This window comes from Streptomyces sp. JHA26, from assembly GCF_002005565.1.
Taxonomy (GTDB): Bacteria; Actinomycetota; Actinomycetes; order Streptomycetales; family Streptomycetaceae; genus Streptomyces.
The window spans coordinates 1-13294 of the sequence record NZ_BDJC01000027.1; the positions used below are offsets into that span (position 1 = coordinate 1).

Below are 13294 nucleotides of genomic sequence, written 5' to 3' on the forward strand. Positions count from 1 at the left end.
CCCGCTCGACGCCGCCGGCGCCCGGAGCCCGCTGCCCGTGGCGCCCCTGACCCCGCCCCCGGCGGCCCCGCACCTTCCGCTCGACCGCGCCGCGGCCCCGACGACGAACCCGGCGACGACCCCGGGCACCGCACCGGCGCGCACGGTGCAGCGCGCTCCCGGTCGCACGGTCGGCGCCCTCGCCGCGGCGGCGTCGGCCACCGTCGCCGCCACCATGGAGCAGTTCCGCACGCCCTCGTCCCGGCAGTCACAGGCGGGCTCCCCGCCACCGCCCTCCGAGCCGCCCCCGCCGTACGACGCGACCGCGGCCGCGGCACCGGGCGGCGGCCGCCCGCTCTCCGCGTCGGCGCATCCGCAGGCGGACCCGCCCCCCGCGTACACGGCGGTCCCCGAGGGCGGGTTCGACCCGCGCGAGCTCACCGACTTCCAGCTCGACGAGCTGGTGCACCGGATCATCGGCCGCGTCACCCGCCTGGTCCGCACCGAACTGCGCATGGACCGCGAGCGGATCGGCAGACTCCGCGATCCCCGCGCCTGACCGGCGCCCCCTCGCGCTCCCACGGCTCACCCGACAGAAAGGCCACCCCGATGCCCCGCCAGGACCCGGGCTCCACGATCTGGTTCACCCTCACCATCGACGGCGAGAGCCTCGGTTACTTCAACGGGTGCGAAGGCCTGTCGTCCCAGGTGGAGATCGAACAGCGCCAGGAGGGCGGCAACAACGGGTTCGTCTGGCAGCTGCCGACCCGCGTCACCTTCTCCACCATCCGGCTGACCCGCCCCCTCACCCCGGACACGGCCAAGGTCGCCAAGTGGATCTCCTCCGTCCAGACCGGGATCAAGCGGCCCACCGCGCAGATCTCGGCGCTGCGCGCGGACGGCTCGCTGGTCGCCCGCTGGGGGCTGATCGAGGTCCTGCCCGTCAGCTGGCAGGGCCCCAGCCTCGACCCCGCGAACCCGGCCGTGGCCACGGAGGTCCTGGAGATCGCCCACCACGGATTCACGGACTGACGGCGCCGCGGAAACAGAGAGGAAGACCCATGGCCCAGAGCAGGGGCGCCGGCAAGAGCCTCGTACGCGCCAGCCTCGCCATCCACGAACCGCCCACCGGCACGACCACCACGCCCGGCGCGCTGATGCGGACGTTCGGCTTCGAGTTCAACCCGGCCCAGCTGACCCTCACCCAGCGCGCCCAGTGGAAGGCGACGCCGACCATGGCCGTGCGGGACGGCTCCACACCGGAGTTCATGGGCGCCGACCCGCGGGAGATGACCCTGGAGATCTTCCTGGACTCCTCCACCAAGCCCAACGGCAACACCGTGATGAAGAAGGTCGAGTCCCTGCTGCTCTGCTGCGAGGTGACCGCCAAGAGCATCGGCGCCAAGCAGCCGTCGCCGCCCTGGGTGGTCTTCGAGTGGGGTTCGTTCTCCACGGCGCGGTTCACCGCGTACGTCTCGTCCGTCGAGGCGCGCTACACCCTCTTCGGCACCACCGGTGTCCCCATCCGCGCCACCTGCCAGGTGTCCCTGGTGGAGATCCCCGGCCCGACCCAGGGACAGAACCCGACCTCCGGCGCGCTCACCGCCCAGCGCGTGCACCGGGTCGTCGCGGGGGACTCGCTCCAGTCGCTGGCCTGGAGCGAGTACGGCAGTGCGCACGCGTGGCGGGCGATCGCCGAGGCCAACGGCATCGACGACCCGTCCCACCTGCCGCCCGGCACCGAACTCGTGCTGCCCGCCGCCGAGGAGGTGCCCCACTGATGGTCCGGCACGCGTTCTCCAGCATCGTCGAGGTCAGGATCGGCGGGGCGAAGCTGCCCGCCGACATCGCCCCGATGCTCGTGGAGGGTTGGGTCGACCAGGGCGTCGGCGTGCCCGCGGCGTTCCGCCTCACCTTCCGCGACCCCTACCGTCTGGTCCTCGGCAAGCTGAACGTGCAGTTCGGCACCGGGATCGTCATCACCCCGGTGGCCGACGGACAGGGCGTCGGCAACCCCCTGCTGACCGGCGAGGTCACCGGCCTGGAGGCCGACTACGACGGCACCGGCAGCTTCACCGTCATCCGCGGTTACGACTACGGGCACCGCATGATGCGCCAGCGCCGCGTGGCCGCGTACCGCAACCAGAAGGCCTCCGACATCGCCCGCAAGCTCGCCGCCATGGACGGCGTGCCCATCGGCCGCATCCAGCCGACGAAGGGCATGTACGGGTTCATCAGCCAGTCCAACGTCACCGACTGGGACTTCCTCTCCCGGCTCGCCGACGAGAACAACATGGTGATGTCCCTGGACGCCCGGGGGAAGTTCCGGTTCGTCACGCCGACCCCGTCGGCCGGCGCGCCCTCCCCGCAGACGGACGGCGACAAGAGCGCCTTCGTGCTCCAGGCCGGCCACGACATCCTGCGGCTGCGGGCCGCCGTCACCGCCGCCGACCAGGTCGGCAAGGTCGAGTCGCGCGGCTGGAACGTCACCACCAAGAAGAAGATCACCGAGATCGCGCCCGCCACCACCGACCCGGGCATCAGCATCGGCTCGACGCCCGGGGAGGCCGCCGGAAAGTTCAAGGCCGCCAAGCTCGTCGAGACCGCCACCCCCTACGACCGGCAGGACGAGGTCCAGCACGCCGCCAAGGCCCTCGCCGCCGACATCACCTCCTCCTTCGCCGAACTCGAGGTCGCCGTCTACGGCAACCCGGACCTGCGGCCCGGCGTCCCCGTGGCCCTCTCCGACGTCGGCAGGCCCTTCGAGGGCAAGTACACCGTCACCTCGGTGCGCCACGTCTTCGGCGACGGCAAGCACTACGAGTCCTGGATCACGGTCAGCGGCCGCCAGTGGCGCTCCCTGTACGGCCTCGCCTCGGGCGGCAGCGGCGGCGTGGACACCGCGAGCGCCGCCCGGCTGCCCAGTGTCGCCAACGCCATCGTCACCGACGTCCAGGACCCGCTCAAACAGGGCAGGGTCAAGCTCCAGTTCCCCTGGCTCGACGACACCTACGTCAGTGACTGGGCGCGCAGCGTGCAGCTCGGCGGCGTCGGGGGCGGCGGCGTCTTCCCCATGGACGTCGGCGACGAGGTGCTGGTCGCCTTCGACCGGGGGGCGCTGGACCACCCGTTCGTGATCGGCGGCCTCTACAACGGCCGGGACCTGCCGACGAAGGTCGCCGACGTGCCCCTGCACGACGGTCTGAAGAAGCAGGCCACCCGGCACACCCTGTCCGACCGCCAGGGCAACCGCGTCGACCTGCTCAGTCAGCGCACCGGCGGACGCAAGCAGGGCGTCCGGATCGCCAGCGGGAACGACAAGCTGACGATCAACCTGGACCGCACCCGGACCGAGATCACCGTCGACAGCAAGGGCTCGGTCAGCATCACCGGCAGCCGCTCGGTGTCGGTGGAGGCGGGCACCAGCCTCACGCTGCGCGGACGCCGGTCGGTGACGATCGACAGCGGCGGCCCGCTCACCCTCAAGGGCAAGGGCCTCGTCGGCCTCACGTCGCTGGCCGGGGCCGTCAACGTCAACGCGATGGGCGGCGCCATGAACCTGTCGTCGACCGGCATGACGTCGATCAACGCCGTCGGCATGGTCTCGGTCAACTCCGTGGCCAACGTGAACATCAAGGCCGTCAAGGTCGACCTCTTCGGCGCCGTGTTCGTCAACACCATCAAGTACCCCCTCCCGGCATGAGCGGACGCCCGCAGCGGCCCACCGGGCCCGCCGGACCCACCGGAACAGGAACAGGAACAGGAAGGCAGGTGGCTCCCTGATGGCCGAACAGTTCGTCGGCTCCGGCTGGGCGTTCCCCATGCGCATCGGACCCACCGGCGGCATCGCCCTGGTCAGCGGCGAGCGGGAGGTCGAGGAGGCCATCCGGCTCGTCCTCGCCACCGCGCCCGGCGAACGGCCGATGCGCCCCGAGTTCGGCTGCGCCATCCACGACCTCGTCTTCGCCCCGGTCAACGAGCAGACCGCCGGGCGCATCCAGCACGAGGTCCACGTCAGCCTGGACCGCTGGGAGCCCCGCATCGAGGTGCACGACGTCGACGTCACCACCGGCACCGAACAGGGCGTCCTCTACATCGACGTCCGCTACTCGATCCGCGGCACCAACAACCCGCGCAGCCTCGTCTTCCCGTTCTACGTCATCCCCTCCCACGACGAGCCGGACCTCCCCGACGGTCCGGCCGGCCCCGCCGGCCTCCCGGGCTCTCCCGAAAGCGACCACTGATGTCCCTGCCCTCCCCCAACCTCGACGACCGCCGCTTCCAGCAGTTCGTCGACGACGCCAAGCGCTACATCCAGCAGCGCGCCCCGGAGTGGACCGACCACAACGTCTCCGACCCCGGCGTCACCCTCGTCGAGACGGTCGCCCACATGGCCGACCAGATCGTCTACCGCCTCAACCGGGTCCCGGAGAAGAACCACCTCGCCTTCCTCGACCTGGTCGGCATCACCCTCTTCCCGCCCTCCGCCGCCCGCACGGACGTCACCTTCTGGCTGTCCGCGCCGCAGGAGGACGCGATCCTGGTCCCGGCCGGCACCGAGGTCGCCACCCTGCGGACCGAGCGCGACGACGCCGTCGTCTTCGCCACCGAACAGGACCTGACCGTCGTGTCGTGCGCGCTCGGCCGCCTCGTGGTGCAGCACCGCGGCGAGCCCGTCGCGGACCGCACCACGGACCTCGCCGAGGGCAAGGACCTCCTGTGCTTCGCCGAGGCCCCGAATCCCGGTGACTGCATGCTCATCGGCCTCACCGCCGCCGTCCCCGACTGCGCCCTCGCCCTCGAACTCGACAGCCGCGTCGACGGCGTCGGCGTCGACCCCCGTCAGCCGCCCCTCGCCTGGGAGGCCTGGACCGAGGACGGCTGGCAGCCCTGCGAGGTCGACCGCGACGGCACCGGCGGCCTCAACCGCCCCGGCGACGTCGTGCTCCACGTCCCCGGCGGCCACGTCCTCTCCCGCAACGGCGGCCACGAGGCGGGCTGGATCCGCTGCCGGGTCACCGACCCGCGGCCCGGCCAGCCCTTCTACACCACCTCCCCCACCATCCGCTCCGTCGAGGCGTACACCATCGGCGGCACCACCCGCGCCGTCCACGCCGAGACCGTCCACGACGAGGCGCTCGGCGAGTCCACCGGCCTGCCCGGCCAGCGACTGCGCCTCGCCCACGCCCCCGTCGTCGCCGACGACCCGCCGCTCCTCCTGCAGACCGCCGCCGACGCCGGCTGGCAGGACTGGCAGGTCGTCCCGCACTTCGCGGCCTCCCGCCCCGACGACCACCACATCACCCTCGACGCCGCCACCGGCGAGATCGCCTTCGGCCCCGCCGTCCGCCAACCCGACGGCACCCTGCGCCAGTACGGCACCGTCCCGCCCAAGGGCGCCGTCGTCCGCGCCCGCCGCTACCGCACCGGCGGGGGCAGGGCCGGCAACGTGGCGCGCGGCGCGGTACAGGTGCTGCGCACCTCCATCCCGTACGTCTCCGAGGTCGTCAACCGCGAGGCCGCCCGCGGCGGCGTGGACGGCGAGACCGTCGAGGAGGCCAAGCTCCGCGCGCCGATCACGCTGCGCGCCCAGGAACGCGCCGTCACCCTGCGCGACTACGAGGAACTCGCCCGCCGCGCCGCCCCCGAGACCGCCCGCATCACCTGTCTGGAGGGCGAGGAGGGCGACCACGGGGCCTACGCGGTCCGCGTCCTGGTCGTCCCGCAGGCCGTCCCCGACCCGGGCGGGCGGCTCCGCTTCGAGCAACTCGTGCCCGGCGACGCCCTCCTGGCCCGCATCACCCGCCACCTCGACGAACGCCGCCTGATCGGCACCCGCCTCGCCGTCGGCCCGCCCTACTACCAGGGCGTCACCGTCGTCGCCACCGTCCACGCCTTCCGCGGCGTCGACACCGACCGCGTGCGCCGCCAGGCCCACGACGCCCTCTACCGCCACCTCGACCCGCTCACCGGCGGCGCCGACGGCAGGGGATGGCCCTTCGGCCGCCCCGTGCAGACCGGGGAGCTCTTCGCCGTGCTGCAGCGCGTCCCCGGCGTCGAACTCGTCGACGAGGTCGTCCTGCACCCCGCCGACCCCCTCACCGGCAAGCGCGGCGACCCCACCGACCGCATCGACCTCCGGCCGTCCTCACTGGTCTTCTCCTTCGACCACCGCGTCCGCGTGATCGGAGACGGCTCGTGACCACCACGCCGTACCGGGGGTCCGTCGACGGGCTCGGCTCCTCGATGCCCATCGGCATGATGCTCCCGGCCGTCTTCGCCGACGACGACCTCGCCCAGCGCTTCGTCGGCGGCCTCGACGACGTCCTCGCCCCCATCCTCAACGTCCTCGACTGCCTGGACGCCTACTTCGACCCGGCGCTCACCCCGGTCGACTTCGCCCAGTGGCTCGGCACCTGGGTCGGCGCCGAGACCGACGGCACCGAACCGGAACCCCGGCTGCGGGCCGCCGTCGCCGCGGCGGCCCGCCTGCACCGCGTACGCGGCACCCGGCAGGGCCTGGCCGAGGCCGTACGGCTCGCGTTCGGCGTCGAGCCGGAGATCACCGAGAGCGGCGGCGCCGCGTGGAACGCCCGGCCCCTCGGCCCGTTCCCCGGCGCCCCGCGCCCCCACCTGCACGTCGCCCTGCGGCTGCCCGACCCGTCCCCGGCCGACACCCACCGCCTGGACACCCTCGTCGCGGCGGCCCGCCCCGCCCACATGCCCTACACCGTCGAAGTGACCGCCTCCGAAAGGACCCCGGAGAGATGACCACGCAGAACTGCGCCGAGTGCGGAACGCGCGCGGAACCGGGCCAGTCCTTCTGCGACGGGTGCGGCGCCGTGCTCCGCTGGGAACAGGGCACGGCCCGCCCCGCCCGGCCCGCCACCTCCCCGTCCGACCAGGCCCCCGGCTGGGACGCCTTCGACCGCTCCGGCCCCGGCGGCACGGGCGTGGCCCCCGCCCGACCGGGCCTCCCGGACCGGACGCCCACCGGATCCGGACCGGACACCGGTGACAGTGACGGGAACGGGAACGGCCGGGGGAACGCGGCCCCCGTCCCCGCGCAGCGGGACGCCCACGACCCCGTGCCGGACCCGGGACCCGCCGACACCGCGGAGGTCCACGGCACCGCCGCGGGGTCCGCGGAAGCCGCCGACACCATGCGTGCCGCACGGGTGGCGAGGGCCGCGAGGGCCGCCAGGAACGCGCGGACGGCGGCAGGAGCCGCAGGGGCCACCACGGCCACCGCGTCCGCCGGCACCGCCCACACCGGCGGACCCGCCGGCCCGGCCACGCCCTCCGGCACCACCGGACCGACCGACCCGGCCGCGCCCTTCGGAACCGACCGGCCCGACGCCGCCACCGACCCCGACGCCGACACCGCCCCCATGGCCCCCGTGGATCCCACGGCCCCCGCGGCCGCCCCCGACGCGGCGGACACCACCCCCGTGGCCCCCGGCCCCGGCCCCGGCGCCCCGAACGCGCTCAGCGACACCATGAACCACCGCGCGCGCTCCCTCCTCGTCCCCGTCGCCGACCCGGAGACCCCCGCTCCCGCCCCGCCGCCCTCCGTCGCCCCGGTGCTGCCCGGCCGCCCCGAAGCCGACCGGCCGCAGGTGCGCGCCCCCGGCCACCGGCCGGACGTCGCGGACGGCCCGCCCTGCCCGTGGTGCTCCACCCCCAACCGACCCGACCGCCACTACTGCGCGCGCTGCGCGATGCCCCTGGCCGCCACCGGCGAGAACACGGCGGGACCGGCCCCGTGGTGGCGCCGCCTCTTCGGCGGCCGACGCCGCGAGACCCCCTGGGCGGGCGAGCGGCCCCGCCTGCGCCGCGTGTTCGACCGCATCGGCACCTGGATCACCCTCGCCGTCGTCGTCACCCTGGCGGTCCTCGGCTTCGTCTACGTCCCCGACGGCATCCAGGCCGCCCGCGACCACTTCGCCAAGCGCGCCCCGGTCTCCCCGGACCGGATCACGGCCTCCCGCTCGTACGCCGGGCACGCGCCGCAGCTCCTCCTCGACAAGCGCAGCAACACCTGGTGGGGCCCGGGCGTCGCGCAGTCCGGCCAGGGCCAGTGGATCGAGGTCAGCTTCGCCGAGCCCACCCGGCTGCTGGACCTGATCATCACCCCCGGGGTCTCCACCCAGCCCGACAAGCTCACCGAGTCGGCTCTGCCGCACCGCATCAAGGCGACGGTCACCAGGAAGGACGGCAGCACCACGACCCGCGACCTCGTCCTGGACCAGGGCGCCGGCGGCCAGCGCCGTCCCTTCCGGGTCGGTGAGGTCACCAAGGTCCGCTTCACCCTCGAGTCGGCCCACGCGGCCTCCGACAACAAGCAGGTCGCCATCGCGGAGATCGAGTTCTTCGGCCCCTCCAGCGCGAACCGCACCTGACCCGCCCCCTGCCGCACCGAAGGCCCCGCCGTCCACTGGACGGCGGGGCCTTCGGTCTTCCCTCCGAGCCCCCTGTCGGATTCGAACCGACGACCTTCGCTTTACAAGAGCGGTGCTCTGACCAGCTGAGCTAAGGAGGCGTCGCGCGGCGGTGCGCGCGCGGGTTGCTCCACTGTACACAGAGCCGGTGAACGACGGGATTCGAAAATTTCGGCGAAGTTCACAGGCCCGCAGGTACTGACAGATCAGGTGAACTCCCGGTACCGTCCTGAGCCAGTTCACTCGCGTGGACCACACCAACCACCTTCCTACAACGGATCGTCCGGCACGTTCCTGCCGGTAGAAGGGGGCCCCTCACCATGGCCACAGTCCAGTTCGACAAGGCGACCCGCGTGTACCCGGGTTCCGACAAGCCCGCCGTCGACGGCCTCGACATCGACATCGCGGACGGCGAGTTCCTCGTCCTGGTCGGCCCCTCCGGCTGCGGCAAGTCCACCTCGCTGCGCATGCTCGCGGGACTCGAGGACGTCAACGGCGGCGCCATCCGCATCGGCGACCGCGACGTCACCCACCTGCCGCCGAAGGACCGGGACATCGCCATGGTGTTCCAGAACTACGCGCTCTACCCGCACATGACGGTCGCCGACAACATGGGCTTCGCCCTCAAGATCGCCGGCGTCAACAAGGCGGAGATCCGGCAGAAGGTCGAGGAGGCCGCGAAGATCCTCGACCTCACCGAGTACCTGGACCGCAAGCCGAAGGCGCTCTCCGGTGGTCAGCGCCAGCGTGTCGCGATGGGCCGCGCGATCGTGCGCGAGCCGCAGGTGTTCCTCATGGACGAGCCGCTGTCCAACCTGGACGCCAAGCTCCGCGTCTCCACCCGCACCCAGATCGCCTCGCTCCAGCGGCGCCTGGGCATCACCACCGTCTACGTCACCCACGACCAGGTCGAGGCCATGACGATGGGCGACCGCGTGGCGGTGCTGAAGGACGGTCTGCTCCAGCAGGTCGACTCGCCGCGCAACATGTACGACAAGCCCGCGAACCTCTTCGTCGCCGGCTTCATCGGCTCCCCGGCCATGAACCTGGTCGAGGTGCCGATCACCGACGGCGGCGTGAAGTTCGGCAACAGCGTGGTCCCGGTCAACCGCGAGGCCCTGAAGGCCGCCGCCGACAAGGGCGACCGCACGGTCACCGTCGGCGTCCGCCCCGAGCACTTCGACGTGGTCGAGCTGAACGGCGGCGTCTCCGCGTCCCTGACCAAGGACTCCGCCGACGCCCCGGCCGGCCTCGCCGTCACCGTCAACGTCGTCGAGGAGACCGGCGCCGACGGCTACATCTACGGCACGGTCGAGGTCGGCGGCGAGACGAAGGACCTCGTGGTCCGCGTCAGCAGCCGCGCGGTGCCGGAGAAGGGCGCGACCGTGCACGTCGTGCCGCGGCCGGGCGAGACCCACGTGTTCTCGTCCTCCTCGGGCCAGCGCCTCTCCGACTGACGACCGGTGCGTGCCGGGGACGCCCGTCCCCGGCACGGGTGAATTCCCCCCGCATCGACGAGAAGGGCCCCGCAACCTGCTGCGGGGCCCTTCTCGTTGTCGACAAATACACCGACACAACGGACATTTCGAGCGACGCGCGTCAACCCACTACCCATTTCCACGCCCTTCCATGTCACCCGAACCGGTGACTAAATGTCGCCAAATCATCACCTGGCGCTACTCTCGCTCGCGTGAAGCACTCCGTGAAGCACTCCGCCACCCAGCAGACGCGTAGCGGCCGGGGCCCCGCCCGCCGGATCGGCCGCTCCCTCGCCTTCGTCCTGCCCGTCGTCCTGGTGCTCTCCGGGACCCTCGCGGTCACCCGGGTCAACTGGTCGGGGGACCCCTCGAACTCGGTGCTCACCGCGTCGGACGCCTCCGCCGCCGGGGCCTCCACGCGCGCCGGGGCCCGCGCTCCGCACGAAGTGCTGCGCGACCGGCTCCTGATCGAGCTTCAGGAGGAGGACCCGGGCGTCGCCCTCACCCACCTCCAGCAGGCCGTCGACGAGCGCCCGTCGCTCGCCAGGCACTGCGCGTCCCTCGCCCGCGCCCTCGGCCGCGCCGCGGTCAAGGTCTACGGCCCGACGCGCGCCCAGTCGTACGCGCGCCCCGTCTGCGACACCGCCTTCGCCTCGGGCGTGCTGGCCGAGCACCGCTGAGCGCCCGCCGACCGGGCACCCCCGCCGGGGCGGCGGGACGCCACGTACAGTTCGGGGCATGAGCGATCCGAACGCCGCGTCCCGCCGCCCCGTTCAAGCCGTCGTCCTGGCCGGCGGGCAGGGTTCCCGCCTGCGTCCGTACACCGACGACCGGCCCAAGCCGATGGTCGAGATCCCGGGCACCGGAACCCCGATCATCGGCCACCAGCTCGCCTGGCTCGCCGAGGAGGGCGTGACCGACGTGGTGGTCTCCTGCGGCCACCTCGCCGAGGTGCTCCAGAAGTGGCTGGAGACCGCCGACCTGCCGCTGTCCGTCACCACCGTGGTGGAGACCGAGCCCCTCGGCCGCGGCGGCGGCCTGAGGTACGCCGCCGCGCACCTCCCCCACCCGGACCGGCCCTGGTACGCCACGAACGGCGACATCTGGACGCGTTTCTCGCTGCGCGACATGGCCGACTTCCACGCCGAGCGGGACGCCGTCGCGACCCTCGCCCTGGCCCGCCCGCGGCTGCCCTGGGGCGCCGTGCAGACGGACGGCTTCGGGCACATCACGGACTTCATCGAGGCACCCCCGTCGACCTTCGAGATCAACGCGGGCGTCTACGTCTTCTCGCCCGCCTTCGCGGCGATGCTCCCGGAGCGCGGCGACCACGAGCGGACGACGTTCCCGCGGCTGGCCCGTGAGCACCGGCTGGCCGGCTTCCCGATCCCGCAGGGCTCCTACTGGCGGGCGATCGACACCGCGAAGGACCTGACGGAGGCGGCCCGCGAACTGGCGGCGCTGAACCGCTGAGCCCCTGAGCCCCTACGACGACGGGTCCCGCACGTCCTTCGTGCGGGACCCGTCGTCGTGCGCCCTGTGCCGGTTGCGGCGGGGCTCCCCCTCAGCCCAGGAGGCCGCCCACCAGGCGGCCGCCCGGCTGCCCCGTGGAGGAGGAACCGCCGTCGTCGTCCCCGCTTCCGGTGGAGCCGGTGGAGCCGTCGCCGCTGCCCCCGGTGGCGGTGCCGCCGGAGGAGGGACCGGCGGTGGTGCTCGGGGCCTGTCCGGCCGGGGGGGTCCGCTGCGGCGGGGCCTGGCCCGTGGTGCCCTGGGTCTGGCTGGGGGTACCGCCGGGGGTGGTGCCGCTGCCGCCGGTCGCGCCCGGGGTGGTCGTCCCGCCGTCCTCGGAGGGAGTGGCCGCACCGGACGTGGTGCCGCCCTCGGCGGGTGCGGAGGAGGAGGCCTCCGGCGTCTCCCGCGTCCGCTCGCCGGGCTCCTGGGGGAGCGGGGAGCCGGGGAGTTCGTTGCGCGGCCCCTCGCCGGGGCCGGGGACGACCACGCGGTCGGCGTCCCGTACGGCACCGCCGAGCAGCGAGCCGACGAGGAGGGTGATGCCGGTGACGAGGAAGGTGACGAGGGCGCCGCGGCGCAGCACGTAGCGGCGCAGGTCCCAGATGTCGGCGCGGGGGCCGAGGCGGCGCCAGGCACCGCCGGCGAGGCGGCCGTCCACGGAGTAGACGGGGGCGCCGGCGATGATCAGCGGGGACCAGGCGGCGAGGTAGATGATGTCGGGCGCCTCGTAGACCGGGGTGCTCTTCCAGCTGACGGTGACCAGCAGCGCGGCGGACAGGACCGCCCCGATGGCGGCGGCGACGCGCTGCCAGCAGCCCAGGACGGTCAGGACGCCGACGATGACCTGGAGGAAGGCGATGACCAGGCCGGAGCCGACGGGGTGCGCGAGGGCGAACTGGCGCAGCGGTTCGGCGACGTCCCAGGGGTGCAGGGTGTTGAGCCACTTGACCATGGAGCCGCGCTCGCCGCCGTCGAAGTAGACGGGGTCGCAGAGCTTGCCCATGCCGGCGTAGGCGGAGATGGAGCCGAGGAGGACGCGCAGCGGCAGCAGCACGACGCCGAGGTTGATGCGGCGGCCGGGGTAGTAGGCGTGCCGTGCCGGGTCGTCGGTGTGGCGCCGGGTGCGCGACCGTGCGCCGGTGCCGTCGCCGGGGTCGTGACCGGCGGGGTACGGGCCGAAGCCGTCGTCGTAGGCGGACTCGTCGTAGGCGGACCCCTCATAAGCGGGGTCGTCGTAGGCGGGTTCGTCGTAGGCGCTGCCGACGGTGCGCATCGCGGGCAGCAGCCGGGTGCCCTCGTGGACGGTGCCGGGCCGGCCGCCGACGGGGGTCCCCAGGGGCTGGGTGTCGGGGCCGTCGCCGAAGTCGTCGTACGGGTCGCGGCCGGGGTGGCCGCCCCCGCCGACGCGCGGGATGACCTGGGTGGCGCCGACGTCGACGGAGGGGGCGGCGAGCGCGTCGTCGGTGTGACGGCCCGCCCCGGCGCGCACCGCCTGGAGCAGCCGGTGCGCGCCGGTGTCGTCCGGGGCGGACCGGCCGCTCCAGACGACGGGACGGCGCCGGGCGGGGGCGGGGACCGCGGCGCCGGCGACCGGCGTGCGGGCGGTGTCCTGGGTGGCGCTCAGGTGCCGCGCGATCCGCGGGGACCGGGTCCGCCGCGCGGAGGCACCGAGCTGCACGCGGAAGCTCGCGTGGTTGACGATGACCTGGGCCGGATCGCTCGGCACCTTCACCATGCTCAGCGCGGGAGCGTCGTCGTATCCCGACGAGCGGTCCCCCGTGGGTGTGCGGGGTGTTCTGGTGTCCACGCTCATCTAACCGAGTGACGTGTCGTTAGGACACTGCCTTGACCCGCCGGATCTGTCCGGACCGCGTCAAGCTTGCC

At 73.6% G+C, this 13294-nt stretch carries 11 protein-coding genes, 1 tRNA gene and 1 pseudogene; 11 read left to right on the plus strand and 2 right to left on the minus strand.

Annotated features, from left to right (window positions below; all coding sequences use genetic code 11):
• From JHAT_RS17890 to JHAT_RS17925, 8 genes and pseudogenes are all read left to right on the plus strand, one after another.
• A pseudogene (locus tag JHAT_RS17890) lies at positions 1 to 538 on the plus strand (hypothetical protein); the annotation flags it as partial.
• Positions 539 to 588: 50 nt separating this feature from the next.
• Positions 589 to 1011: a phage tail protein gene (locus JHAT_RS17895; protein ID WP_077799203.1), complete on the plus strand. Its 423-nt coding sequence runs from the start codon at positions 589 to 591 to the stop codon at positions 1009 to 1011.
• Positions 1012 to 1040: 29 nt separating this feature from the next.
• Positions 1041 to 1760, plus strand: a complete 720-nt coding sequence (locus JHAT_RS17900) for a LysM peptidoglycan-binding domain-containing protein (RefSeq protein ID WP_077799204.1) — start codon at positions 1041 to 1043, stop codon at positions 1758 to 1760.
• On the plus strand, positions 1760 to 3682 hold the full coding sequence (locus tag JHAT_RS17905) for a VgrG-related protein (protein ID WP_077799205.1): 1923 nt from the start codon (positions 1760 to 1762) through the stop codon (positions 3680 to 3682). Before JHAT_RS17900 ends, JHAT_RS17905 begins: the two co-directional genes overlap by 1 nt.
• Before the next feature lie 79 nt (positions 3683 to 3761).
• Complete coding sequence (locus tag JHAT_RS17910) at positions 3762 to 4223, plus strand: GPW/gp25 family protein (protein WP_077799206.1); 462 nt, start codon at positions 3762 to 3764, stop codon at positions 4221 to 4223.
• Entirely contained in the window at positions 4223 to 6181 is a 1959-nt protein-coding gene (locus JHAT_RS17915; protein WP_077799207.1) for a putative baseplate assembly protein, read from the plus strand. The genes JHAT_RS17910 and JHAT_RS17915 overlap by 1 nt, the downstream gene beginning before the upstream one ends.
• Before the next feature lie 44 nt (positions 6182 to 6225).
• On the plus strand, positions 6226 to 6750 hold the full coding sequence (locus tag JHAT_RS17920) for a phage tail protein (protein ID WP_077799285.1): 525 nt from the start codon (positions 6226 to 6228) through the stop codon (positions 6748 to 6750).
• The gene (locus tag JHAT_RS17925) at positions 6747 to 8381 is read left to right on the plus strand and encodes a hypothetical protein (RefSeq protein WP_077799208.1); all 1635 of its coding nucleotides are present in this window, start codon (positions 6747 to 6749) and stop codon (positions 8379 to 8381) included. Before JHAT_RS17920 ends, JHAT_RS17925 begins: the two co-directional genes overlap by 4 nt.
• Before the next feature lie 66 nt (positions 8382 to 8447).
• Here JHAT_RS17925 and JHAT_RS17930 read toward each other — a convergent pair.
• Positions 8448 to 8521: transfer RNA gene (locus tag JHAT_RS17930), tRNA-Thr, on the minus strand.
• 219 nt (positions 8522 to 8740) lie between these two features.
• Here JHAT_RS17930 and msiK point away from each other — a divergent pair.
• The 3 genes from msiK (at position 8741) to JHAT_RS17945 (ending at position 11371) form a co-directional block, all read left to right on the plus strand.
• A complete protein-coding gene (gene msiK, locus JHAT_RS17935) occupies positions 8741 to 9877 on the plus strand; it encodes a diacetylchitobiose ABC transporter ATP-binding protein MsiK (RefSeq protein WP_077799209.1) in 1137 nt (378 codons plus the stop codon).
• A gap of 245 nt (positions 9878 to 10122) precedes the next feature.
• Entirely contained in the window at positions 10123 to 10578 is a 456-nt protein-coding gene (locus tag JHAT_RS17940; RefSeq protein ID WP_077799286.1) for a hypothetical protein, read from the plus strand.
• A gap of 58 nt (positions 10579 to 10636) precedes the next feature.
• A complete protein-coding gene (locus tag JHAT_RS17945; RefSeq protein ID WP_077799210.1) occupies positions 10637 to 11371 on the plus strand; it encodes a nucleotidyltransferase family protein in 735 nt (244 codons plus the stop codon).
• Positions 11372 to 11462: 91 nt separating this feature from the next.
• Here JHAT_RS17945 and JHAT_RS17950 read toward each other — a convergent pair whose 3' ends face one another.
• Positions 11463 to 13223: a DoxX family protein gene (locus tag JHAT_RS17950; RefSeq protein ID WP_171990950.1), complete on the minus strand. Its 1761-nt coding sequence runs from the start codon at positions 13221 to 13223 to the stop codon at positions 11463 to 11465.
• Positions 13224 to 13294 lie beyond the last annotated feature (71 nt).

Coding starts and splice junctions, on each gene's coding strand:
- JHAT_RS17925 (WP_077799208.1), top strand. CDS start 6,747: ATGACCACGCAGAACTGCGCCGAGTGCGGAACGCGCGCGGAACCGGGC.
- msiK (WP_077799209.1), top strand. CDS start 8,741: ATGGCCACAGTCCAGTTCGACAAGGCGACCCGCGTGTACCCGGGTTCC.
- JHAT_RS17915 (WP_077799207.1), top strand. CDS start 4,223: ATGTCCCTGCCCTCCCCCAACCTCGACGACCGCCGCTTCCAGCAGTTC.
- JHAT_RS17945 (WP_077799210.1), top strand. CDS start 10,637: ATGAGCGATCCGAACGCCGCGTCCCGCCGCCCCGTTCAAGCCGTCGTC.
- JHAT_RS17900 (WP_077799204.1), top strand. CDS start 1,041: ATGGCCCAGAGCAGGGGCGCCGGCAAGAGCCTCGTACGCGCCAGCCTC.
- JHAT_RS17950 (WP_171990950.1), bottom strand. CDS start 13,223: ATGAGCGTGGACACCAGAACACCCCGCACACCCACGGGGGACCGCTCG.
- JHAT_RS17910 (WP_077799206.1), top strand. CDS start 3,762: ATGGCCGAACAGTTCGTCGGCTCCGGCTGGGCGTTCCCCATGCGCATC.
- JHAT_RS17905 (WP_077799205.1), top strand. CDS start 1,760: ATGGTCCGGCACGCGTTCTCCAGCATCGTCGAGGTCAGGATCGGCGGG.
- JHAT_RS17920 (WP_077799285.1), top strand. CDS start 6,226: ATGCCCATCGGCATGATGCTCCCGGCCGTCTTCGCCGACGACGACCTC.
- JHAT_RS17895 (WP_077799203.1), top strand. CDS start 589: ATGCCCCGCCAGGACCCGGGCTCCACGATCTGGTTCACCCTCACCATC.